Raw genomic sequence first — 25,480 nt, forward strand, 5'->3', positions numbered from 1 at the left:
AAAATTTGGCAATGTCAGTATTTTTTTCATTTGCTATGATGTGGCTCGATATCAACCTTTTCTCACGGATGTTGCCAAACTAACCATGAAATATACAACCACTTCTCGTTTTATAAAAAGCGCCACCTTGGGTATTGCGCTGGCAATAAGTGCTTCTGCCTTTGCCAATGAGAATGATGTCAACCTGAAAACGATGATCCCAGGTGTGCCTCAGATTGATGCGGAAGCTTATATCCTTATCGACTATAACTCAGGCAAAGTGCTGGCTGAGATGAATGCAGATGCACGCCGTGATCCTGCCAGTCTGACAAAAATGATGACCAGCTATGTTATTGGTCAAACAATTAAATCAGGCAAAATCCACCCAAATGATATGGTCACTGTTGGCACTGACGCATGGGCAACCGGTAATCCGGTATTTAAAGGCTCTTCCCTGATGTTCCTCAAGCCAGGCGATCAGGTCTCGGTTTCTATGTTATCCCGCGGTATAAACTTGCAATCCGGTAACGATGCCTGTGTTGCAATGGCAGATTATGTTGCCGGTAGCCAAGAGTCTTTCGTTAATTTAATGAATGGTTATGTGAAATCGCTTGGATTACAGAATACGAATTTCAAAACCGTTCATGGTCTGGATGCAGAAGGCCAATACAGCTCTGCCCGTGACATGGCATTGATTGGTCAAGCACTGATCCGTGATGTTCCTGAAGAGTACACCATCTATAAAGAGAAAGAGTTTACCTACAACAATATCCGCCAGACAAACCGTAATGGCTTATTGTGGGATAAGAGCCTGAATGTCGATGGTATTAAAACCGGTCACACTAGCGCAGCGGGCTATAACCTAGTCGCTTCTGCAACGGAAGGCGATATGCGTCTGATTTCCGCAGTATTAGGCGGCCACACTTATAAAGGCCGAGAAACAGAAAGTAAAAAACTGCTGACCTGGGGTTTCCGTTTCTTTGAAACTGTTGTGCCTCTGAAAGCAGGCAAAGAATTCGCATCTGAACCAATCTGGTTTGGAGATAATGATAGGGTTCAGTTAGGTGTTGATAAAGATGTTTATCTGACTATTCCCCGTGGTCGTCTGAAAGATCTGAAAGCCAGCTATGTCATGAATAACAGTGAATTACATGCACCACTGGCGAAAAATCAAGTCGTAGGTACTATCAACTTTCAACTTGATGGCAAGACTATTGAACAGCAGCCTTTAGTCGTCATGAATGAAATAAAAGAAGGCAGCATCTTCGGCCGCTTTATCGATTACATCAAGCTACTATTTCATCATTGGTTTGGCTAATTCTTGAGATAATTAATCGATAAACAGAGCCAATCAAAGCGAATCGGGCTACCGCCCGATCGCAATAAGCATCTCCGCGTTTTAAGGCGGAGGAAAGTATCAAATTTTACAGCAGAAACTGACCGTACGTATCGCGGAAAGCAAAACAGGAGCGCCCATGAAAACGAAATTAAATGAACTGCTTGAGTTCCCTTGTTCATTCACTTACAAAGTGATGGGCTTGGCAGAACCTGAGCTAGTCAATCAGGTCGTTGAAGTGGTTCAACGTCATGCGCCGGGCGATTACTCTCCACAAGTGAAGCCAAGCAGCAAAGGTAACTACCACTCAGTATCCATTACTATCAATGCGACTCATATTGAACAAGTAGAAACGCTGTATGAAGAGTTAGGTAACCTTGAATTGGTACGGGTAGTATTGTAATACGCACTAGAGAAATCCCCTATAATTTCGCAGGGGATTCTTTATCTATCAGGAATACCACAGTTTCAGGTGCACTAAACTGGTGAGAACCTCTTCTGAGGGTTATACTGACCAAATCTTATAGCTATCAAATAAAGTTTCAATTGCAACATAAAACGATTTTCTTACGTCAATTAGGAATACAACCCTACGAGCCGATTTCCGATGCAATGCACTTGTTTACTGAGCAGCGAGATACTAATACTCCTGATGAAATCTGGCTGGTACAGCATCCAAAAATCTTTACTCAAGGACAAGCAGGTAAAGCTGAGCATTTGCTGTCCCTCGGTGATATTCCGGTTATTCAATCCGATCGTGGTGGACAAGTCACCTATCATGGCCCTGGTCAGCAGGTTATGTATGTCATGATTGACATTAAACGCGCCAAAATTGGTGTACGGCAACTGGTTACGGCGATAGAGGATACTGTCATTAAAACCCTTGCTCACTTTGGTGTGAAAGCCTATGCCCGCCCGGATGCCCCTGGTGTCTATGTCAATGAAGCCAAAATTTGCTCTCTTGGATTACGGATACGCAAAGGTTGTTCTTTCCACGGATTAGCCCTCAATATCGCAATGGATTTAGAACCCTTCCAGCGTATTAACCCTTGTGGCTATGCCGGCATGAAAATGATTCAACTCAGTGATTTAGTTCCTGGAATTGCTGTTGAACAAGTACAACCTGTTTTGGTAGAGAAATTTTGCCAGCAGTTAGGATTTAAACTGAATAGTTAAAGATGCTATAATTTTTTAACATTTTTCAAAAATTTTTTAATTGTTTATCATACAGTAGACTGAATGATAAATCTCAACCTGATGAATTTAACACTGGAACCAGCACGATTATGAGTAAACCAATTCAGATGGAACGCGGAGTTAAGTACCGCGACGCAGACAAAATGGCGCTGATCCCTGTCAAAACAGTGATGACCGAACGTACAGAAATCTTGCGTAAACCTGAGTGGATGAAAATCAAACTTCCTGCGGATTCCAGCCGCATTCAGGGCATCAAATCTGCCATGCGCAAAAATGGTCTGCATTCCGTTTGTGAAGAAGCGTCTTGCCCTAACCTAGCGGAATGCTTCAATCACGGTACAGCAACCTTTATGATCCTTGGCGCAATTTGCACCCGCCGTTGCCCTTTCTGTGATGTTGCGCACGGCCGCCCAATGGCACCTGACACCAACGAACCGGTAAAACTGGCACAAACCATTAAAGATATGGCACTGCGCTACGTTGTCATCACCTCCGTTGACCGTGATGATCTACGTGACGGTGGTGCTCAGCACTTTGCTGACTGCATCTCTGCTATTCGTGAAAAAAATCCATCCATTAAGATTGAAACCTTAGTTCCTGACTTCCGTGGGCGTATGGATCGTGCACTTGAAATATTGACAGCGACACCGCCTGATGTCTTTAACCATAACCTGGAAAACGTACCCCGGGTTTACCGTCAGGTGCGCCCTGGTGCAAACTATGAGTGGTCACTAAAATTACTTGAAAAGTTTAAAGAGGTCCATCCTGATATTCCAACCAAATCGGGTCTGATGGTAGGTCTCGGTGAAACCAACGAAGAAATTCTTGATGTTATGCGTGATCTGCGCCGCCACGGTGTGACTATGCTGACTCTGGGACAATATCTACAACCCAGTCGTCATCATTTACCGGTACAGCGCTACGTCAACCCACAGGAATTTGATGAAATGAAAGAAGAAGCGTTAGCCATGGGGTTCACCCATGCCGCCTGTGGTCCATTTGTCCGTTCTTCTTATCATGCTGACTTGCAAGCCAAAGGTGAAGAGGTCAAATAACCCAGTTTCTTATTATGACTAATATTATTCTGGCTATATTTATCGGAGGTGGCTTAGGCAGCGTATTACGCTGGTTTATCAGCCTCCGCCTTAATAATATTTCTGCTAATATCGCGATTGGCACCCTTACCGTTAACTGTATTGGTGCATTAATTATCGGACTAGGGTTAGCCTATTTTAATAAATCCACACACCTTGATCCGGCTTGGAAATTGATGCTGACCACCGGTTTTTGCGGAGGTTTAACAACCTTTTCCACATTCTCTGTTGAAGTTGTTTATTTGTTACTGGACGGAAAACCAGGATGGGCACTGGGAACAGTTTTGCTTAATCTTTTTGGATCATTACTGATGACCATGTTAGCTTTCGTATTGATGCATGAGCTTTAAATTAAAATTACCTACGTATCACACAAACCAAAAAAAACCCGTTGAAATAACGGGTTTTCGAAATACGGAGTTAAAATCAGATAGCGACAACGTTTGCAGCAGATGGACCTTTAGCGCCGTCAGTGATTTCAAACTCTACTTTTTGACCTTCTGCCAAAGTTTTAAATCCGTTAGTCTGAATAGCAGAGAAATGCACGAATACGTCTTTGCTACCATCTTCTGGAGTGATAAACCCGAATCCTTTAGATTCATTAAACCACTTAACGTTACCTTTAATTTTTGACATCAAACTTACCTTTAACGTGAAAATTAAGACACAAAATCTGCGTCGCATACAGTACAGCAAATAAGTTGGTTCACTGTCTACAACCAAGATCACGAAAAGCATAATAAAATACGATAGATGTTATCTTTATTTAGTTTTATTACTAAATAATACACATATATAAATATCTATAACCTTCCCTGGTCTTTTATCACACAAGTTATCTAACAAACAAATGACTAGGTTTTTTCATGTTCCAATAACCAGCTTTTAATATTCAGGCCACCGGTATATCCCACCAATTTACCATCATGTCCAATAACACGATGACAAGGCACAATTAATGAGATCGGATTACGAGAATTAGCCATTCCTACCGCACGACAATAATTAACTGAACCTAATGCTAATGAAAGTTGCTTATAACTCCACACTTCTCCAAACGGGATCTTACACAACTGTAACCATACACGCTGCTGGAATTCAGTTCCTACTGGGTTGAGTGGAACGGAAAACTCAGTACGCTTACCCGCAAAATATCCCCGTAACTCTTTCACGCACTGCTTAGTAATATCATTTTTCACTTCAGGCGCTGTTTTTTCATCAACAAAATATAGACTGGTCACTCCCTTATCATCCGCAGTGATATGAATATACGGTTTAGGAAATCCTTTGGGTGTATCAAAATAGTGATGATACATAACCACCTCCATTGAAAAAAATATCAATCATTATAGGGATTAGAGTAAATCGTCTTTTCGACAAATTGCAATGATGAATTCAGTTGCTCCCTTACCACCGACTAGAAAACTTAAACTTGTCTGAAGACGAAAAGCCGGCCAACAAACAGAGAATAACCAACATTGTAATTTTAATGATAGTCACTCGATGTAAAATTAACACCATATATAGTATGGTTGAAATAAAATTTCACTATATATAGTATAGTTCAAGTTATGGCTTTTAGGGGAATTATTACTCATGAACCAAATTTTGCCATTGCATGCCCACAAACTGACAAAGGAGTCGTTAATGAGCATTACCATTTATAGCAAACCGGACTGCGTACAATGCAGCGCAACCTATCAGGCGCTAAGCCGAAGAAACATTCCTTATCAGATTATCGATTTAACCGAAAACCCGCAGGCTTTAGCGACTATCCGTACTATGGGCTACCAGCAAATTCCTGTGGTTATCGCGGGCACACAGCATTGGTCAGGATTTCGTCCTGATAAAATCAACGCATTAACCGAGAATTTGTAGGTTTATTATGAATATAAATCCGCTGATCTATTTCTCCAGTTCATCCAGTAATAGCCATAGATTTATTCAGAAACTAGAGATACCAGCCCTTCGTATTCCAATAAATCAATCAGGCAACCCATTAAACGTAGACTCTCCTTACATTTTACTGACACCCAGTTATGGTGGTGGCAGTGCTAAAGGCGCTGTTCCACCACAAGTGATCCAGTTTCTAAATATCGTCGAAAACCGGGCATTAATCCGGGGAGTTATCGCGGCCGGGAATACAAACTTTGGCGAAGCTTACGGTATCGCTGGACGGATAATTGCGGAGAAATGCCGGATACCCCTCCTATACCGTTTTGAACTGTTGGGTACTGAAGAAGATGTACAACGGGTACATCAAGGTATTCAAAGATTCTGGCAACATGATTCATTAGAGAATATGTAATTATGACTTTTCAAATTGATACACAACAGGATTATCATGCTTTAAATGCCTTACTCAATCTGTACGATAGTGAAGGAAAGATTCAATTTGATAAAGATAAACTGGCTATTCATTATTACTTTCGCCAGCATGTAAATCCAAACACACTATTCTTCCATAGCCTAAAAGAGAAACTGGATTTCCTCCAACAAGAGGGATATTACGAAACAAACGTCCTGGAGCAATACGATTTTACTTTTATTAAAAAGCTCTTTCAGCAAGCCTATAGCAAAAAATTCCGCTTTCAAACCTTTCTGGGCGCATTCAAATATTACACCAGTTATACTCTGAAAACCTTCGATAATAAACGTTATCTAGAACGCTATGAAGATCGGGTATGCATGGTAGCACTGACCCTGGCCCAAGGCGATCAGATGCTGGCTTGTCGTCTGGTGGATGAGATGATCAGTGGCCGTTTTCAACCAGCAACGCCAACTTTTCTTAATTGTGGTAAGAAACAGCGAGGAGAATTGGTTTCCTGTTTCCTGCTACGCATTGAAGATAATATGGAATCCATCGGACGTTCAGTCAATTCAGCCTTACAGCTTTCAAAACGTGGCGGTGGGGTCGCATTCTTACTCAGTAATCTACGGGAAACGGGTGCACCGATAAAAATGATTGAAAATCAATCATCAGGTGTTATCCCAGTGATGAAAATGCTGGAAGATGCGTTTTCATACGCCAATCAACTCGGTGCACGCCAAGGTGCAGGAGCCGTTTATCTCCATGCTCATCACCCCGATATTCTCCGTTTTCTGGATACAAAACGGGAAAATGCCGACGAAAAAATCCGTATAAAAACACTCTCTATTGGTGTCGTTATTCCTGATATCACTTTTAAGCTAGCTAAACATAATGAAGATATGTATCTATTCTCACCTTATGATATTCAGCGGGTTTATGGTGTGCCAATGTCAGAAATTAGCATGACAGAAAAATATGCTGAGATGGTGAATAACCAACAAATTCAGAAATCAAAAATCAATGCCCGTGAATTTTTCATGACGTTAGCTGAGATCCAATTCGAATCTGGTTATCCCTATATTATGTATGAAGACACTGTGAATAACGCTAACCCAATTAAGGGACTGATTAATATGAGTAATTTATGTTCCGAAATTTTACAAGTTAACAGTGCCAGCGAATATGAAGATGATTTAAGTTACCGCCATATTGGGAAAGATATTAGTTGTAATCTGGGATCAATGAACATTGCTCATACAATGGATTCACCTGATTTTTCCCTCTCTATTGAAATGGCTGTCCGCGCTTTAACCGCGGTATCAGATATGAGCCATATCTGTTCAGTTCCTTCTATCGAAAAAGGAAATCAGGATTCTCATGCCATTGGTTTAGGACAAATGAATCTTCACGGCTATCTGGCAAGAGAAAAAATTCATTATGGTTCTGAAAAGGGAATAGATTTCACCAATATCTATTTCTACATCGTCACTTATCACGCTCTGCGTACTTCCAATCAGATCGCCATTGAACGCAATAGCTACTTTAAAGGCTTTAAAGATTCTCGTTATGCCAGTGGTGAATTTTTTAATAAATATACAGAAAGAGCATGGCAACCTCAGACCAAAAAAGTCTCTCAATTGTTTGAACAAGCAGGAATAACCATTCCTAATCAACAAGACTGGCTTGAATTAAAAGCCTCAATTATGACTCATGGTATTTACAATCAAAATCTCCAAGCTATTGCTCCTACAGGTTCTATTTCATATATCAACAATTCAACCTCAAGCATTCACCCGATGGTATCCCGTATTGAAATCCGTAAAGATGGTAAAACAGGGCGGGTATATTATCCAGCGCCGTTTATGACGAATAATAATCTTGAATATTACCAAGATGCTTACGAAATAGGACCGGAAAAGATTATTGATACTTATGCTACAGCCACTCAACACGTCGACCAAGGATTATCACTGACACTTTTCTTCAAAGACGATGCCACTACCCGTGATATTAATAAAGCCCAAATTTATGCCTGGCGTAAAGGAATTAAAACACTTTATTACATCCGTCTGAAACAAACTGATTTGGAAGGCACGGAAGTACAAGGCTGTGTTTCATGCTCACTGTAAAATGAATTCTGGAAATTTATTATGATTAGTAATCCTATACGCGCAATTAACTGGAACCGAATTGAAGATGACAAAGATCTAGAAGTTTGGAACCGATTGACAACTAATTTTTGGTTACCGGAAAAAATTCCATTATCCAATGATATTCCTTCATGGAATACATTGACGACAGAAGAAAAAAAGCTGACTATCCGGGTATTCACCGGGCTGACACTATTGGACACAGTTCAGAACACTGTTGGTGCTCCAGCGCTAATGGAAGATGCCCTAACACCTCACGAAGAAGCAGTTATGTCCAATATTAGTTTCATGGAAGCTGTTCATGCACGTTCTTATAGTTCCATTTTTTCAACATTATGCCTAACAACTGATGTGGATGACGCCTATCACTGGAGTGAAAAGAGTTTTTCATTACAGAATAAAGCCAAAATTATACTAAATTATTATAGTCATCATCATCCATTAAAGAAAAAAGTCGCCAGTGTTTTTCTAGAATCATTTTTATTCTATTCAGGTTTCTATTTACCTATGTATTGGTCAAGTCGAGGAATATTAACAAATACAGCCGATTTAATCCGACTTATTATCCGAGATGAAGCCATTCACGGTTATTATATTGGATATAAATTTCAACAATCATTAAATAAATATTCAACATTAGAGCAAAAAGAAATTAAAGAATTCACTTTTTCATTATTATTGGAATTATACGAAAATGAAATTAAATATACAGAAGAACTTTATGATATTGTTGGCTGGACTGAAGATATTAAGAAATTCTTGCATTATAATGCCAATAAAGCGTTAATGAATCTTGGCTATGAAACCTTATTTCCCCCAGAAATGACAGATGTCAGCCCTGCAATCCTCTCTGCATTATCACCGAATGCCAATGAAAACCATGATTTCTTTTCTGGTTCAGGTTCATCATATGTTATCGGTAAAGCAGTTAATACTGAGGATGAGGATTGGAATTTCTAAAGAGAATGATTTTATTTTATATAGAATACTTCAAAATAACCATAATACTCTAATATTTTAAAAGCCATATTATTTAGCCTGTTTTTTAAACGATAAAACGCCATAAAATCCTTATACTTTTATGGCGTTTTTTCATGATTATCGCCATTTCTATGGATATTTTTTACCATCTCCACCTCTTATATCATCCGAAACGACAAAAAAACATTAATATAGCTAATTAATTTTAAATTAAATTTCATTCTAATTAGACATAATCAACATGATAAACTAATAATCGATTCTATTTACAACGTGGTGAATGATTCATTTGCTGACAAAATCAAAAAATACATTAATAACAGCAATATAGATACAATTCATCCTTTCAATAACAGCATGAGTTTGGGTAAAAAAATTGCTAATAACAATGAAATGACTATAAATATATCTAATTTAAGGCATTCAATTTCACTAACTTTTACATTAATTATCATTAATATAGGGTTGTCAGACTCTCTCAGTATGTTAGGGTATATATATTCAAATAATCATGCAGAGATGAATAATGCATAACACCATTAAATAACCATTGAAAGGAAAGTAACTATTTCATGGCAATTAAACTTGAAGTTAAAAACCTATATAAGATATTTGGCGACCATCCAGAATATGCTTTCAAATTACTGAATTCGGGTTTGAGTAAAGATCAGATATTTGAAAAGACAGGTATGACTGTTGGTATACAAAATGCCAATCTGACTATTGAAGAAGGCGAAATATTTGTCATCATGGGATTATCTGGCTCTGGCAAATCCACAATGGTACGCCTTCTCAATCGTCTGATAAAACCGACTCGCGGCCAGGTATTAATTGATGGTGAAAATATTTCTGAGATTTCAGCAACAGCGTTAAGAGAAATTCGCCGTAACAAAATCAGTATGGTTTTCCAATCATTTGCACTGATGCCGCATTTAAACATACTAGAAAACAGCGCCTTTGGTATGGAACTTGCCGGAATCACCAAACAAGAACGCAATAAAAAAGCGTTAGATGCACTGAAACAGGTAAACCTGGAAAATTATGCACAATCTTATCCAAATGAGCTCTCAGGCGGGATGCGCCAGCGTGTAGGGCTTGCCAGAGCACTAGCTAATAACCCAGATATTTTGCTAATGGACGAAGCGTTTTCTGCCCTTGATCCATTAATTCGTACAGAAATGCAAGATGAACTGTTAAGCCTGCAAGGCAATCAGCCACGGACTATCGTCTTTATCTCTCATGACTTGGATGAAGCAATGCGTATCGGAGACCGGATTGCCATTATGCAAGACGGTGTTGTTGTGCAGGTCGGGACACCTGATGAAATCTTGAATAATCCAGCGAATGACTATGTGAAAACTTTCTTTCGTGGCGTAGATATCAGCCATGTATTTAGTGCTAAAGACATTGCCCGTCGCCGTCCTGACTCTCTGCTTCATATTGCACCCGGTTTTGGTCCCCTTTCTGCATTGAAAGTCCTCGATGACGAAAACAGAAACTATGGTTACCTGATCGAGCGTGGACAAAAATTCGCCGGTATAGTTTCCGTAAATTCATTGGAAAAAGCATTACGAGAAAAAAAACCTATCGAACACGCCATATTGGCGGAACTGACCGCCGTTGCCGCAGATATGCCCCTCAATGAGCTGATTGCTGTTGTAGCACAATCACCTTGTGCGATTCCGGTGGTTGGAAATAATGACAAATATATCGGCGTTATTTCCAAAGGGATGCTGTTGCAAGCTTTAGATAAGGAGACACCAAATGAGTAATCAAAACGAACATCAAACTCAGCCTGAACAGAATACATGGGATACCTCCCCCATCGCTGCCGATAATACAGATCCCTGGAACAACGGAACCGATGCCGATAATTCAACGGGTTCTGAGTGGCTGGATGCCGCCCCCACAACCCCTGAACAATCTGAACATTTCAATATCATGGACCCATTCCAGCATCCACTTATCCCCTTAGATTCATGGGTAACCCACGCTATTGATTGGATTGTACTAAATTTTCGTCCCGCATTTCAGGGAATACGCGTTCCCATTGATTTTGTTCTCAGTGGCTTTGAACAATGTCTGACTTCAATACCTGCTCCCATTGCCATCCTATTTTTTGCCCTGATTGCCTGGCAGTTATCAGGCATAGGTATGGGTATTACTGCCCTGATTTCTCTGGTAATTATTGGTGCAATTGGTGCATGGTCTGAAGCTATGGTCACTCTATCACTGGCTCTGACATCGCTATTGTTCTGCATTATCGTTGGTTTACCACTCGGTATATGGCTGGCACACAGCAAGAGAGCCTCGAAAATTATCCAACCGCTGCTTGATGCTATGCAAACCACACCAGCATTCGTTTATCTGGTTCCGATTGTCATGCTGTTTGGCATCGGTAACGTACCTGGGGTTATCGTCACCATTATCTTTGCTCTACCCCCGATTGTCCGTCTGACAATTTTAGGCATCAAACAGGTTCCAACAGATCTGATAGAAGCAGCTGAATCTTTCGGCGCCAGCCCTCGTCAGATGCTGTTTAAAGTTCAATTACCACTGGCTATGCCAACCATTATGGCCGGTGTCAACCAAACCCTGATGCTGGCCCTATCAATGGTGGTTATTGCATCAATGATTGCCGTTGGTGGTTTAGGCCAAATGGTTTTGCGAGGTATTGGCCGTCTCGATATGGGACTTGCCACAGTAGGTGGAGTCGGGATTGTTATTCTTGCAATTCTCCTTGACCGCCTAACACAGTCTCTTGGCCGCAGCAACCGGACTAAAGGCATAAATCACTGGTATGCCACTGGACCCATTGGATTAATTACCCATTTATTTAGTCAAAAAGTGTAACCTTCCAAAACACCTATCAAACCACAATTATTTGATAAACACATGATGACTGCAACAGGAGGAAAAACCATGCGTAAAATAGTTATCTGGGCTATATCCCTGTCATCACTGATAAGTTCTCAATTATTCGCTGTCGAATTACCGGGTAAAGGTATCAGTGTACAACCCATACAAAGCACCCTTAGCGAAGAAACATTCCAAACGCTGATCGTCAGTAAGGCATTAGAGAAACTTGGTTATAATGTCAAACCCACCAAAGAGGTGGACTACAACGTCGCCTATTCCTCTATTGCCTCCGGTGACGCAACCTTTATGGCGGTAAGTTGGGAACCACTGCACAACACCCAATATCAGGCAGCAGGTGGTAATGCCAAATTTTACCGTGTTGGTAACTATGTAGAAAATGCCGCACAAGGCTATTTGATCGACAAAAAAACAGCGGAAAAATACAACATTACGAATATTGCTCAATTAAAAGATCCGAAAATAGCCAAATTATTTGATACCAACGGTAACAGCAAAGCTGATTTAACTGGCTGTAATCCCGGTTGGGGCTGTGAAATCGCCATTAACCATCACCTTAAAGCTTATGGTTTAAACAATAGCGTTGAACACAATCAAGGTAACTATGCAGCCATGATGGCAGATACCATTGCCCGCTATAAAGAAGGCAAGCCCATCTTATATTACACATGGACACCTTATTGGGTTAGTGACGTGCTGAAACCAGGTAAAGATGTTGTCTGGCTGCAAGTTCCTTTCTCCGCTATGCCTAATGATGAGAAAATAGAGACGAAATTGCCAAATGGCGCTAATTATGGTTTTCCACCAAGTATTATGCATATTGCTGCCACTAAAAAATGGACAGAAGACAACCCAGCCGCCGCCAGATTATTTTCTATCATGAAAATTCCCCTTGCGGATATCAATGCCCAAAACTTGCGAATGCATAATGGTGAGGCATCACAAACGGATATTGAACGTCACGCCAACAGTTGGATTAAGGCTCATCAGAAGTTGTTTGATAGTTGGGTTAAAACTGCTGTTGAAGCTGCTGGAAAAAATTAATATCTAGAGCGTTACAGTGAATTGGTATAAAACAATTCACTGTTTTTTACTGTTATTTTTTCTGACTCAAAATTCTTATTAAAATTTATATTTCAACAATTTTGTAGTCATTATCGCTATATTATGACAAATAACAAGAATTAATATCGTTTTCACATTTCATTCTCAGTCCGATTTGATCGTTAAATCACAAGGACAAAACTACCTAACGCAATGAATACTCAATAGAGTTTCTTTAGCAACCATTCTCTTGGCTTTACCATTGAACCTGAATAAAAATTCATTACAATGCAAAAAGTTTAGCTCGTGACTATAGACCTTTAACGAGCTGTCCACTCACCCCCAACCTGCCGTTTAAATATAAGAAAATACATTTATGGAAGAAAATATTTCCCGTACACCATTAAGTCCAGCTTTGATTGCACTGATCGCAATTGCCACAGGTCTGGTTGTCGCCAGCAACTACTATGCACAGCCTCTACTCGATACTATTGCGTTACAATTTAATCTGACCGTCAACGAAGCGGGGTTTATTGTAACCACAGCTCAATTGAGCTATGCCGTTGGCCTAACATTCCTTGTGCCATTAGGTGATATGTTCGAACGACGCAGTTTAATTGTCTCAATGACAATATTAGCCACTATTGGATTACTGATTACCGCCACATCGCAGAACATCTGGCAAATGTTACTGGGAACGGCAATGACGGGCTTATTTTCGGTGGTTGCTCAAATACTGGTCCCGCTGGCCGCAACACTTGCTCTTCCCCATCAACGAGGAAAAGCTGTCGGTACGATTATGAGCGGTTTACTGCTTGGAATATTACTAGCAAGAACCATCTCAGGAACAATGGCGACTCTTGGTGGCTGGCGAACTGTTTTTTGGGTTGCCAGTGTCTTATTGGTGATTCTTTCTCTGACGCTGTGGCGCTACCTGCCCCGTTATAAACAAGTAACCAATCTCAATTACTTCCAATTACTTGGCTCTATTGTAAACCTTATCACTACAAGCCCGCTTCTAAGAGTACGCGCTATACTGGGTGCACTGACATTTGCCAATTTCAGCCTGCTATGGACATCAATGGCATTCCTGCTCTCAGCACCTCCTTTTAACTATTCTGAAGGAGTCATCGGCTTATTTGGATTAGTCGGTGCTGCCGGAGCATTAATGGCAAGCAAAACTGGGCAACTCGTTGATAAAGGAAAAGGTTCTCTGACTACCAGCATTTCTCTGGTGTTATTACTTCTTTCATGGATACCGATCGGCTTAGTCAAAGAATCACTCATTGGCTTTATAATTGGTATTTTTCTCCTTGATATTGCGATTCAAGGTGTTCACGTTACAAATCAAAGTACGATATACCGCATCATGCCAGAAGCCAGAAATCGGCTCACCGCCGCTTACATGACCAGCTATTTTATGGGTGGGGCCCTTGGCTCTCTGGTTTCAGGCTATGCTTACAAACACTCAGGTTGGTATGGTGTTGCCGCTGCGGGCATTACTATCTGCATAATAAGCCTAATCGTGTGGTTTTTAGGCAAAAAGTACGAACCAAAGACGTTGTAAGAAACAGGTCATAGTAAAAAAATACTTAAATAAAAACATTTATGAAACATTTGTTAAGGATGATATTTTCTATTTGGTTTCCTTTTGTTAATGTTATATAACATTCATATGACCAGATAGATTTTATGCCTGTTTCTGATACATCATCACCCTTAACCAGTAAAAAGTCTTCTTTTACTGAAGGAATAATAGACAGTTTACCCATTGTTATCGGCTATATTCCCGTCGCCTTTGCTTTTGGTCTCAATGCCGTCAAACTTGGCTTCAATCCAATAGAAGCCATTTTCTTTTCATGCATCATCTACGCCGGTGCAAGCCAGTTCGTCATCACAGCTTTACTGAGTGCGGGTACATCATTATGGATTTCTGCCCTAACAATCATGGCAATGGATGTCCGCCATATTCTCTATGGTCCATCTTTAAGGCACCGAATCAAAGATAAGTTAACGGAGAAAAAAACCGTTATCTGGGCTTTTGGCCTGACAGATGAAGTTTTTGCCGCCGCTACTGCAAAACTCATTAAGAACCAACGGAGCTGGAGTGAAAACTGGATGGTTGCTATTGCAATCTGTTCCTGGCTGGCCTGGGTCGCAGGTACCACAGCTGGGGCATTTCTTGGTAACGGTTATTTGGAATCCTATCCTGCTGTAGAAGCTGCCATGATTTTCATGTTACCAGCACTGTTTCTCAGCTTTCTTCTTGCTTCTTGCAGAAAGCAAAATAGTTATTGTGTTGCAACCGCACTAACCGGAGCACTTTTGGGGATTACATTTTTCTCAATTCCAGTTGCTATTCTGGCAGGTATTGTCGGCGGTTGTATCGCGGCACTGTTACAACCGCAAAACAGTGGCAATGACTCTTCTGAACAAAAGGAAACACCATGATTGATAGCAAGATTTTGCTCATCGGGCTATTTGTTGGGTTAGCTAACTTTTCATTTCGCTATCTGCCACTACGATTTGGGAAAGCACGTCAATCCGCCGGCAGAAAAAGTGGAAAAACAAGCATTATTCTTGACAGTATTGGCATTGCATCCATTTGTTCTTTACTCATCGTATCGGGTGTACCTGATGTGATGAGAGAGAGTCAAAAACTACTTCCTACCCTAATAGGCTGTCTGACCATCTGTTTAGTCTTTTACAAAACAAGGCAAATTATACTCGCAACGTTATTTGGCGCACTGCTTTTTGGACTAACATTCAAAATATTTATGAATTAGGTATCAATATCAAAAGAAATATGATGATAACAAATAACTACAATTGCTAAATTTATCTTTTAATATACCATTTGGATGTTTGATAACAAAAGTTATCTTACCAGTTGAAACTAATAAGGTATCTAAATAATGGAAAGTTCGTTTACGCCTACCGAAGAATTACTGAATATTCGTGCAGCACAGCAAGCCAAATTAAATAAAGATATCCCTTATCAAGAGATCCTGTTGACTAGGTTATCAATGCACGTCCAAAGTAAATTGCTTGAAAACCGTAATAATATGCTGAAAGCTCAAGGTATCAATGAAACTTTGTTCATGGCCCTGATGATCCTTGATACTAAAGAAAGCCACAGCATTCAGCCATCAGAATTAAGTGCCGCATTAGGTTCCTCCCGTACTAACGCCACTCGTATTGCTGATGAATTAGAAAAGCAGGAGTGGATTGAAAGAAAGGAAAGTCATAACGACCGCCGTTGCCTTCATCTTCATCTGACAGAACAAGGTACAAAATTTTTAAATAGTTTGCTTCCACCTCAACATGATTGCCTGAGAAAACTTTGGTCATGCCTTGACCAGGAGGAACAAAAACAGTTAGAAAAGTTAATGAGAAAATTACTGGTCAGACTTGATACAATGGGCGATTGTATCAAAAAATAGCTTGTTGTTTAATCGATCAATTTTCATCCAAACAATACTTTCTTGGTTAAATTGTTCGAAAAAATTTTCCTGTTAGCCAAAATGATATTTTCTGCAAAAAGCTAACTATTATTCTTCGATAACATTGGATCCTGTGTCATTCACCTTTCCAGTAGTGATGATATACCACTACTGGAAAGTGATCTGAAAATAGTAATTACTAGAAGATAAATAACAAGCATGGGGATTTACTATGAGCGCAAATGAGGCAATAGAAGTACAAGCGGCACAAGATCCAACCAGTAGCAAAAAAAGGCAACGCAGTCGTGCCTTAGTGTTACTAACCCTTATCTTTACCCTGCTCGGTGTTGCCTATTTTTTCTATTGGTTTCTCATTTTACGCCACCATCAAGAAACAGATAACGCCTACGTTACAGGTAATCAAGTTCAGATCATGTCGCAAGTTGCTGGCAGCGTAATCACAGTTAACTTTGATAATACTGACTTTGTGAAAAGCGGTAGTATATTGGTACAACTCGATCCCCGTGATGCAGAATTAGCATTAGAAAAAGCAAAAACAACATTAGCCAACAGCGTTCGCCAGACTCATCAACAGATAGTTAACAGTAAACAATATCAGGCTAACATCGCTTTACGCAGATCCGAATTAACCAAAGTGCAAAATGATCTTAGCCGTCGTGAAATACTTAGCGCTCAAAAAGTCATTGGCAAAGAAGAGTTGCAACATGCACAGGAAGCTGTCGCCAGTGCCCGAGCTGCGCTGGATATTGCTATTGAACAATATAACGCTAATCAAGCAATTGTCCTGGATACACCTCTAGAGAAGCAACCTGCCATTGAACAAGCTGCAACGGAAGTCCGTAACGCTTGGCTGGCGTTACAACGCACGAAAATAGTCAGCCCAATCGATGGTTATGTCTCACGCCGTAGTGTACAAATTGGTGCACAAATCAATAAAAATACTCCACTGATGGCAATAGTTTCGGCAAACGATATGTGGATCGAAGCTAACTTCAAGGAGACGCAAATTTCTGGTATGCGTATTGGTCAACCCGTGGAAATCACCAGCGATTTCTATGGTGGAAGCAAAGTATTTAGCGGCAAAATCACTGGCCTTGATATGGGTACCGGCAGCGCCTTCTCTTTATTACCCGCTCAGAACGCCAGTGGTAATTGGATTAAGGTTGTACAACGTTTACCCGTCCGCATTGAGCTTGATCCTGGGCAACTAGAAAAATACCCATTACGCATCGGCCTCTCGACTAAAGTCAGAGTAGATACTACGAGTCCTGATGGAACCGTTCTGTCTGATAGAGCACGTACTAAATCAGCTTATCACACCGCTGCTCTGGCAATAGATATGTCTCCTGCCAATAAAATAGTTAATGACATTACTAATAGTAATGCTGGAAAATAATACCGGAGGCTAAGGTGACGAGACAGCCGCTTACAGGTGCCAAACTTGCATGGATGACCATTGCGTTATCCTTGGCAACATTCATGCAAGTGTTAGATTCTACCATTGCTAACGTAGCGATACCCACGATTTCAGGTAATCTAGGATCATCAAATTCTCAAGGGATCTGGGTAATTACCTCTTTCGGAGTTGCCAATGCAATTTCCATCCCGATTACTGGATGGTTGGCAAAACGCATCGGCGAAGTTAAGTTATTCATCTGGTCAACCGCTCTATTTGCCATAGCTTCCTGGCTATGCGGTATTTCCAACAGTCTTGGTATGCTAATCTTCTTCCGGGTTATTCAAGGATTAGTTGCCGGTCCTCTTATTCCCCTTTCACAAAGTCTACTCCTGAACAATTATCCACCAGCCAAAGGAAATATGGCACTGGCATTATGGTCAATCACGATTATTATTGCACCAATTTTTGGCCCTATTTTGGGTGGCTACATCAGTGATAACTACCATTGGGGATGGATTTTCTTTATCAACGTTCCTGTTGGTATAGCGATTATTCTGATTGCTATGCAAACGCTGAAAGGGCGTGAAACCCAAACAGAGATCAAGCCTATCGATACAATAGGACTCATGTTGTTAGTGGTCGGCGTTGGTTGTTTACAAATTATGCTAGATCAGGGAAAAGAGCTGGACTGGTTTAATTCTACAGAAATTATCGTTTTGACAGTTATCGCCATCATCTCATTAGCATTTCTGGTGGTATGGGAACTGACCGATAATAACCCAATTATTGATCTATCACTGTTTAAAGAGCGCAATTTTACCATTGGTTGCTTCTGTTTGAGCTTAGCTTATATGCTCTATTTCGGCACAATTGTGTTATTACCTCAGTTATTACAGGAAGTGTTCGGTTATACAGCAACCTGGTCAGGTCTTGCATCAGCACCGGTAGGATTGTTACCACTAATAATTTCTCCACTGATTGGTAAATTCGGCAATAAAGCAGATATGCGCTACATAGTGACATTCAGTTTTGTTGTTTATGCCATCTGTTATTACTGGCGCGCATATACATTCGAACCAGGCATGGATTTTGCCGCAGTCGCATGGCCTCAGTTTATCCAGGGGTTTGCTATTGCCTGTTTCTTTATGCCACTCACAACCATTACCCTTTCCGGCTTGCCAGCAGAGCGGGTGGCATCTGCATCCAGTTTATCGAATTTTATTCGGACACTGGCGGGTTCAATAGGAACATCACTAACGACAACCATGTGGACCCAACGCGAGTCAATGCATCATTCCCATTTTACTGAACATATCAATCCTTATAGTCCCGATACTCAACAGATCTATCAACAATTATCAGAATTAGGCATGAGTAACCAGCAAATTTCTGCTTATCTAGCAAAAGAAGTTACTCATCAAGGGCTCATAATCTCAGCGAATGAAATTTTTTGGCTTTCAGCCGGAGTATTCCTGATTTTGATTATGCTCGTCTGGCTAGCCAAGCCACCATTTACCCAAGGAAGTAAAGAAGGCATAAGCGGAGCCCACTAAATCTTAAATGGCAAAACCGGGAGCACCCCAGCTCCCGCTTTTCCTAATCAAGCTTTATTCTGTCGCCACCATTCAGCTAGCATAATGCCAGTTGCAACAGAAACGTTCAGGCTTTCAATCAAACCCGTGCCACCAACGAACAAACTCATATCACCATGTTCCCAAGCACTGTCACTCAAACCATCACGTTCTTGACCAAGTACCAGAACCATTTTTTCCGGTAATTCAACTTTAGCTAAATCGGTACTACCTTTATGGCTGGATGTCGTCACAATGGTGTAACCCGCTTTACGAAAGTTATTCAGTGTAGTGTTCAAGCTATCAGCATCAATACCTTTAATATGCTCAGCACCACCTTCTGCTGTACGGATAGCCGCCCCCGACTCCAGCAAGGCCACATCCTGCAAAATCACCCCTTGCACACCGAAATGTGCACAACTTCTCATAATAGCGCCAAGGTTGTGAGGATTACCCACATCTTCAAGAGCCAAAACACAATCTTTTACTGGAGCATCTTTCAGGTAGGTCTCTGCATCCAAACCATTGCGTTTCTTAATCAGAAAACAAACACCACCATGATGTTCAGTACCTGACACTTTTGTCAGTTCAGCCTCATCCACAACATGATAGGCTTTACGGTTAGCAGCCATCCATTTCAGCGCATTGCGGAAGCGTGGTGTCACTGATTCAACAAACCAGGCACGAACTATCGCTTCAGAACGGTTTTTAAACATCGCCTGACAAGCATTTTCACCATAAATCCTAGTTTCTTCCATCCGCTGACGACGGAGCTGTTCAGGATCAATCTGGCTTTTCCCACTGATACCACCATGCACTGACGTTAAAGAATCACTCTCAGGGCGTGACACTGTTTTCCAAGGAGATCTTTCACGCTCATTGTCACGCGGAGAACGGGATGTTCGCTCATTGTCCCGACGACGCTGACCTTGATCGCGTCCCTTGCCAGATGGACGTTTGTTATTGCTGCGGCTGTCATTATCGCCCTCACTACGGACATACATCACTTTGACTTTGCCATTTTTACCACTGTATGAATCGTTCATTCGTTTCTCCAACTGCTTTATGGCGCGAAGATTACCTGATGTGCGCATCTTAAGCTACCTCTGACAACCATAATCCATTAAAATGCACTCTTAATTTTCCTGCTTTCGGCGAGATATGCTGTACTTGCTATCGAGGGCATAGTCAGGCTATCTGTTGAAACAGACACCCACCGAAGATATTCAAGCTACAGCTTGGTACTATTTTGAAACAAGCTGGCAATTTAATTGCTTCTCAGCAACAGCATCCGATAGCGTAAATCACAGTAACAAATTGCGAAATCCGCTACAGTTATCAACTAACCACAAAAAGGAGCCTCCTGATGAGCCAGCGCGGACTTGAAGCTTTATTACGCCCTAAATCCATTGCTGTAATTGGTGCCTCAGAAAAACCAGAACGAGCGGGTTCAGTTATGATGCGCAACTTGCTTGCAGGAGGTTTTGCCGGGCCAATACTACCGATTACACCTAATAGCCGTTCTGTTCAAGGGGTTTTAGCTTACCCTTCAATAGATAAATTACCGATCACACCAGATTTGGCTGTTATTTGTACTCATCATCACCGTAATTTGCAATGTTTAAAACAACTGGGGCAGTTGGGTTGCAAAACGGTGATTATTCTTTCTTCACCAACGTCCCAATTTGCTGAACTAAAGCAGTGCTGCCAGCGCTATAGTATCCGACTACTTGGGCCAAACAGCTTAGGACTATTAGCCCCCTGGCAAGGGCTAAATGCCAGCTTTTCTCCGGTTCCAATACTCAAAGGGAAATTAGCCTTTATTTCTCAATCGGCGGCAGTCTCAAATACAATTCTTGATTGGGCAAAACACCGGGGAGTCGGATTTTCCTACTTTATAGCGTTAGGTGACAGTGTAGATATCGATATTGATCATCTGCTTGATTTTCTGACTCGTGACAGTAAAACCAGCGCTATCCTGCTCTATTTAGAGCATATTCATGATGCCCGTCGCTTTCTTTCAGCATCTAGAAGTGCTTCTCGCAATAAACCCATTTTGGTGGTTAAAAGCGGCCGTACTAAACGAGCACAGAAATTACTTGGTGAACAACAAAATCTGGATGCGGCTTATGACGCAGCAATTCAGCGAGCAGGGTTACTGCGCGTGCAAGATACACATGAAATGTTTTCTGCTGTAGAAACATTAAGCCATATGTCACCTTTACGGGGAGAACGGCTATTTATCGTCAGCAATGGTGCTGCTCCTGCCGCAATGGCGCTGGATGCGTTATTCCTCCGTAACGGTAAGCTCGCAATATTAGGTGAAGAGACAACGAAGGCATTAAAAACACAACTACCAGAAACTATCTCCCTACATAACCCGCTAGATTTAAAAGATGACTCCACGGTGGAACGTTATATCTCTGCGTTAAAACCATTACTAGACAGCCACGACCATGATGCTCTGTTACTTATTCACTCTCCTAGCGCGATTGCTCCCGGTATTCAAACCGCAACCAAAGTCATTGAAACAATCCGTAAACACCCACGGGGAAAATGGCTAACTATCTTTACCAATTGGTGCGGTGAATTCTCTTCACAAGAAGCCCGCCGTCTGTTCAGTGAAGCAGGTATTCCAACTTATCGCACCCCTGAAGGCGCGATTACTGCTTTCATGCACATGGTGGAATATCGCCGTAATCAGAAACAATTAACAGAAACACCCGCACTACCAGCAAACATCACAGCTAACACAGCGCGTGCCCATCAGTGCATACAACAGGCTCTGGAACAGGGAAATTCTCGTCTGGATACCCATGAAGTTCAACCTATTCTGGAAGCTTATGGTCTCAATACATTGCCAACATGGATTGCTCATAACAGTGATGAAGCAGTCAATATTGCCCAACAGATCGGTTATCCTGTTGCGCTGAAATTACGCTCGCCAGATATCCCGCATAAATCAGAAGTTCAGGGGGTTATGCTCTATTTGCGAAATACAAATGAGGTCAAGGCTTCTGCTCAAGCGATTATCGAACGTGTCAATCAGAATTTCCCACACGCAAGAATTCAAGGACTGTTAGTTCAGAGCATGGCAAACCGTGCCGGCGCACAAGAATTACGAATTGCAGTCGAACAAGATGAGGTATTTGGCCCACTAATTATGTTAGGTGAAGGAGGTATTGAGTGGTCACACGAAACACAAGCAGCCGTTGCGCTGCCACCTCTTAATATGGCGTTAGCGCGATACCTGGTTATTCAAGCGATTAAAAGTAGAAAAATTAAGCTCAAGGGAGCTCCTCAATCATTAGACGTACTGGCACTCAGCCGACTGTTAGTTCAGGTATCTAATCTGTTACTTGATTGCCCGCAAATTGTACGATTAGATATTCATCCGTTACTGGCTTCTGGCGATGAATTCACATTATTGGATGTATCAATGGAATTATCTTCAATAGAAGGTGATTCACGAACTAGATTAGCTATCCGTCCATACCCAAGCGAACTAGAAGAGACTATAAGACTCAGAGGGGATGCAGAATGCCTGCTACGTCCGATTCTGCCAGAAGATGAGCCATTGCTGAAAGATTTTATCGGCCAGGTTACTAAAGAAGATCTCTATTACCGCTACTTTAGTGAAATCAGCGAATTCACACACGATGATCTGGCAAATATGACTCAAATTGATTATGACCGTGAAATGGCATTTGTTGCCGTACGACATCCTAAAACTACCCCAGAAATTATCGGGGTTACTCGTGCCATAGCTGATCCTGATAATGTCGAAGCAGAATTCGCTGTGCTAGTGCGTTCTGACTTAAAAGGGATCACCCTTGGATATCAACTTATGATAAAACTGATTAACTATACACGAGAACATGGCATAAGCCGCCTCAACGCTATCACCATGCCAGAAAACCGTACTATGATAAAACTGGCTAAAAAACTAGGATTTACCATAGATGTTCAATTTGAGGATAGCATTGTAAACTTATCCCTCGAACTCTAAATCAACTACGTGATGAACCGCACAGACTTGAATCATTAGGCATTAGAGCGTTAAATCATGCTCACAATTAGCCAAACTAATGGTATTATCGCCAGATCATTTGATTCATTGCTTTACATAGTAGTCTTTTAGCCATCTAACATAAGAGAAAAAGCGCACTGTGATGTTGTCTAAATTCAAACAAGCTAAACATCAACAACACCTTGCACAACTGCCTAAGCTACCTCAGTCAGTTGCTGATGTTAAAACACTTTATCAACCTGAAGTGTTCCGCAGCACCCTGCTGGAAAAAATTGCTAACGCTGAAAAACATATTTATATCATCTCCCTCTATCTGGAAAATGATGACGCAGGGAAAGATATCCTTAATGCACTTTATACAGCTAAACAACAACGCCCAGACTTGGACATTAAAGTGCTCGTTGACTGGCATCGAGCACAACGTGGACGCATTGGTGCTGCTGCAATGGTAACAAATGCCGATTGGTATTGTTCTATGGCAGAAGCTTATCCTGATGTGAAAATTCCAGTACTCGGTGTACCTGTAAATACCCGCGAAGCACTGGGTGTTTTACATTTAAAAGGTTTTATCTTTGACGATACTGTGGTTTATAGTGGAGCAAGCATTAATGACGTTTATCTCCACCAACATGATAAATATCGTTATGATCGCTACCACTTGCTTCACAATGAAAAACTTGCAGAAGCAATGAAACACTTTGTTGATAATTACATTATCGCTACAGGGGCCGTACAGAAATTGGATTGTAAGAACCGTCCTCGTATTCCTGAAATTAAAAACCTGATCCGTCAATTACGTTTTTCTCTGCGGCACACTACCTACAAAATAAATAATCAGGCAACGAATGACGAACTATCTGTCACTCCACTTGCCGGTCTGGGAAAGAAAAATCTACTAAATAAAACCATTAGTCATCTGATCGCCAGCACAGAACAAAAGCTGATTATTTGTACCCCGTATTTTAATCTTCCAGCCATCATTGTCCGGCAGATTATTCATCTGCTTCGTAAAGGTAAACATGTAGAAATTATTGTTGGCGATAAAACTGCCAACGATTTTTATATTCCGCCGGAAGAACCATTTAAAATTATCGGGGCATTACCCTATTTATATGAAATTAATCTGCGCCGTTTCATCAGTAGACTACAGAGTTATGTTGACAATAATCAACTGACTATCAGGCTATGGAAAGATGGTGATAATAGCTACCACCTAAAAGGTGTGTGGGTGGACAATCAATGGCAATTGATTACAGGAAATAATCTTAATCCACGTGCCTGGGGACTGGATTTAGAAAATGCTATTCTTATCCACGATCCTAATAAAGAAATGCAGGAACAACGTACAAAAGAACTGCACTGTATCCGTACTTATACTACGGTTGTCAATGATTATCAGGAATTGGACAGCATCCAGCTTTACCCAGTCAAAGTACGTAAACTTATCCGCCGCTTACGTCGCATCCGGGTAGACAAATTGATTAGTCGTATTCTGTAATTGAATCGATAAAGCGAATTATCTTTTCTAAATCAAATCTCCTGATATTGAATAATTTCGGGAGATTTTTTACCATCGAACTTTAATTTGATAAATCTCAACTTTGTTTAAATAATAATAATATTAAAAAGTACATAGATTTAGATTTTAGAGATTAAAAAAATATAAAACAACCAATCGTGTTAACACTCTATTTTCAACAAGAAATTAATCGAATTACAATCCTCGAATGTTCTATTTTAAAATATTATTTCTCTGCTCCGGAATACCTTATTAATCATATAATGCTTGTCTCATGAAGACGCAGGGCCTGAGGGATCATGACTGAACTCCAGCCTTCAGAGGCCAGCAGAACAGCTTTTATGCGATCACCCCCCTCTTATCACGTCAGATGTGTTGGAAGTGTTCTAGTTCGGCTTTCTGTTCATCAGTAATGAATATTTTCATGACTGATACCATGATCCTCATTTTTGGGAAAATCAAGCATCTTCAATGATTACGGGTATATGCAATAAAATAATATTTTAAAAACGCAAAAACCCCCAGCTT

The 25,480-nt window shown here is 41.0% G+C and carries 23 protein-coding genes and 1 pseudogene; 20 read left to right on the plus strand and 4 right to left on the minus strand.

Annotation, left to right across the window (positions count from 1 at the left end):
• The first annotated feature begins 85 nt into the window (after positions 1-85).
• From dacA to crcB, 5 genes are all read left to right on the plus strand, one after another.
• Positions 86-1,297, plus strand: a complete 1,212-nt coding sequence (gene dacA, locus KZ793_RS01495; protein WP_225812901.1) for a D-alanyl-D-alanine carboxypeptidase DacA — start codon at positions 86-88, stop codon at positions 1,295-1,297.
• A gap of 157 nt (positions 1,298-1,454) precedes the next feature.
• Entirely contained in the window at positions 1,455-1,718 is a 264-nt protein-coding gene (ybeD, locus tag KZ793_RS01500) for a DUF493 family protein YbeD (RefSeq protein WP_011145617.1), read from the plus strand.
• Between the two features lie 131 nt (positions 1,719-1,849).
• Positions 1,850-2,491, plus strand: a complete 642-nt coding sequence (lipB, locus tag KZ793_RS01505; protein ID WP_225812936.1) for a lipoyl(octanoyl) transferase LipB — start codon at positions 1,850-1,852, stop codon at positions 2,489-2,491.
• Between the two features lie 110 nt (positions 2,492-2,601).
• The gene (gene lipA, locus KZ793_RS01510; RefSeq protein WP_225812903.1) at positions 2,602-3,567 is read left to right on the plus strand and encodes a lipoyl synthase; all 966 of its coding nucleotides are present in this window, start codon (positions 2,602-2,604) and stop codon (positions 3,565-3,567) included.
• Between the two features lie 14 nt (positions 3,568-3,581).
• Positions 3,582-3,956 carry a fluoride efflux transporter CrcB gene (gene crcB, locus KZ793_RS01515; RefSeq protein ID WP_225812905.1) on the plus strand — a complete coding sequence of 125 codons (375 nt, stop codon included), beginning with the start codon at positions 3,582-3,584 and terminating at the stop codon, positions 3,954-3,956.
• Between the two features lie 76 nt (positions 3,957-4,032).
• Here crcB and cspE read toward each other — a convergent pair whose 3' ends face one another.
• Together cspE and KZ793_RS01525 are read right to left on the minus strand one after the other, a co-directional pair.
• Entirely contained in the window at positions 4,033-4,242 is a 210-nt protein-coding gene (gene cspE / locus KZ793_RS01520) for a transcription antiterminator/RNA stability regulator CspE (protein ID WP_157975347.1), read from the minus strand.
• Positions 4,243-4,460: 218 nt separating this feature from the next.
• Positions 4,461-4,922 carry a methylated-DNA--[protein]-cysteine S-methyltransferase gene (locus tag KZ793_RS01525; RefSeq protein ID WP_225812911.1) on the minus strand — a complete coding sequence of 154 codons (462 nt, stop codon included), beginning with the start codon at positions 4,920-4,922 and terminating at the stop codon, positions 4,461-4,463.
• 331 nt (positions 4,923-5,253) lie between these two features.
• On the opposite strand from KZ793_RS01525, the gene nrdH reads away from it, so the two are divergent.
• The 13 genes from nrdH to emrB all read left to right on the plus strand — a co-directional run bounded on the left by nrdH (position 5,254) and on the right by emrB (position 19,385).
• Positions 5,254-5,484 (plus strand): glutaredoxin-like protein NrdH, encoded by a 231-nt coding sequence (gene nrdH, locus KZ793_RS01530; protein ID WP_225812912.1) that lies wholly within the window; start codon positions 5,254-5,256, stop codon positions 5,482-5,484.
• A gap of 13 nt (positions 5,485-5,497) precedes the next feature.
• Positions 5,498-5,914 carry a class Ib ribonucleoside-diphosphate reductase assembly flavoprotein NrdI gene (gene nrdI / locus KZ793_RS01535; protein WP_225812937.1) on the plus strand — a complete coding sequence of 139 codons (417 nt, stop codon included), beginning with the start codon at positions 5,498-5,500 and terminating at the stop codon, positions 5,912-5,914.
• Positions 5,915-5,916: 2 nt separating this feature from the next.
• Complete coding sequence (gene nrdE / locus KZ793_RS01540; RefSeq protein WP_225812913.1) at positions 5,917-8,046, plus strand: class 1b ribonucleoside-diphosphate reductase subunit alpha; 2,130 nt, start codon at positions 5,917-5,919, stop codon at positions 8,044-8,046.
• A 21-nt stretch (positions 8,047-8,067) separates the two neighbouring features.
• Entirely contained in the window at positions 8,068-9,027 is a 960-nt protein-coding gene (gene nrdF, locus KZ793_RS01545; protein ID WP_225812915.1) for a class 1b ribonucleoside-diphosphate reductase subunit beta, read from the plus strand.
• A gap of 593 nt (positions 9,028-9,620) precedes the next feature.
• Positions 9,621-10,820 carry a glycine betaine/L-proline ABC transporter ATP-binding protein ProV gene (gene proV, locus KZ793_RS01550; RefSeq protein ID WP_225812916.1) on the plus strand — a complete coding sequence of 400 codons (1,200 nt, stop codon included), beginning with the start codon at positions 9,621-9,623 and terminating at the stop codon, positions 10,818-10,820.
• Complete coding sequence (proW, locus tag KZ793_RS01555; RefSeq protein WP_225812917.1) at positions 10,813-11,901, plus strand: glycine betaine/L-proline ABC transporter permease ProW; 1,089 nt, start codon at positions 10,813-10,815, stop codon at positions 11,899-11,901. Before proV ends, proW begins: the two co-directional genes overlap by 8 nt.
• Positions 11,902-11,970: 69 nt before the next feature.
• Entirely contained in the window at positions 11,971-12,969 is a 999-nt protein-coding gene (gene proX / locus KZ793_RS01560; RefSeq protein ID WP_225812919.1) for a glycine betaine/L-proline ABC transporter substrate-binding protein ProX, read from the plus strand.
• Between the two features lie 376 nt (positions 12,970-13,345).
• A complete protein-coding gene (locus tag KZ793_RS01565) occupies positions 13,346-14,536 on the plus strand; it encodes an MFS transporter (protein ID WP_225812921.1) in 1,191 nt (396 codons plus the stop codon).
• A gap of 125 nt (positions 14,537-14,661) precedes the next feature.
• On the plus strand, positions 14,662-15,420 hold the full coding sequence (locus KZ793_RS01570) for an AzlC family ABC transporter permease (RefSeq protein WP_225812923.1): 759 nt from the start codon (positions 14,662-14,664) through the stop codon (positions 15,418-15,420).
• Positions 15,417-15,755 (plus strand): L-valine transporter subunit YgaH, encoded by a 339-nt coding sequence (gene ygaH / locus KZ793_RS01575; RefSeq protein ID WP_118987216.1) that lies wholly within the window; start codon positions 15,417-15,419, stop codon positions 15,753-15,755. The genes KZ793_RS01570 and ygaH overlap by 4 nt, the downstream gene beginning before the upstream one ends.
• Positions 15,756-15,884: 129 nt before the next feature.
• Complete coding sequence (mprA, locus tag KZ793_RS01580; RefSeq protein ID WP_118987215.1) at positions 15,885-16,412, plus strand: transcriptional repressor MprA; 528 nt, start codon at positions 15,885-15,887, stop codon at positions 16,410-16,412.
• A 232-nt stretch (positions 16,413-16,644) separates the two neighbouring features.
• Positions 16,645-17,829 (plus strand): multidrug efflux MFS transporter periplasmic adaptor subunit EmrA, encoded by a 1,185-nt coding sequence (emrA, locus tag KZ793_RS01585; protein ID WP_225812925.1) that lies wholly within the window; start codon positions 16,645-16,647, stop codon positions 17,827-17,829.
• A gap of 14 nt (positions 17,830-17,843) precedes the next feature.
• The gene (gene emrB, locus KZ793_RS01590; RefSeq protein ID WP_225812927.1) at positions 17,844-19,385 is read left to right on the plus strand and encodes a multidrug efflux MFS transporter permease subunit EmrB; all 1,542 of its coding nucleotides are present in this window, start codon (positions 17,844-17,846) and stop codon (positions 19,383-19,385) included.
• A 47-nt stretch (positions 19,386-19,432) separates the two neighbouring features.
• Here emrB and KZ793_RS01595 read toward each other — a convergent pair whose 3' ends face one another.
• Entirely contained in the window at positions 19,433-20,449 is a 1,017-nt protein-coding gene (locus tag KZ793_RS01595) for a tRNA/rRNA methyltransferase (RefSeq protein ID WP_225812932.1), read from the minus strand.
• 320 nt (positions 20,450-20,769) lie between these two features.
• Here KZ793_RS01595 and KZ793_RS01600 point away from each other — a divergent pair, with 320 nt between their 5' ends.
• Complete coding sequence (locus KZ793_RS01600) at positions 20,770-23,412, plus strand: bifunctional acetate--CoA ligase family protein/GNAT family N-acetyltransferase (RefSeq protein ID WP_225812933.1); 2,643 nt, start codon at positions 20,770-20,772, stop codon at positions 23,410-23,412.
• Between the two features lie 163 nt (positions 23,413-23,575).
• A complete protein-coding gene (gene pssA / locus KZ793_RS01605; protein WP_225812934.1) occupies positions 23,576-24,931 on the plus strand; it encodes a CDP-diacylglycerol--serine O-phosphatidyltransferase in 1,356 nt (451 codons plus the stop codon).
• 283 nt (positions 24,932-25,214) lie between these two features.
• On the opposite strand, the pseudogene KZ793_RS01610 reads toward pssA, so the two are convergent.
• Positions 25,215-25,378, minus strand: a pseudogene (locus tag KZ793_RS01610) (IS630 family transposase); the annotation flags it as partial.
• Positions 25,379-25,480: the final 102 nt, after the last annotated feature.

The sequence above is a fragment of the Photorhabdus antumapuensis genome (assembly GCF_020387775.1).
Lineage (GTDB): Bacteria > Pseudomonadota > Gammaproteobacteria > Enterobacterales > Enterobacteriaceae > Photorhabdus > Photorhabdus antumapuensis.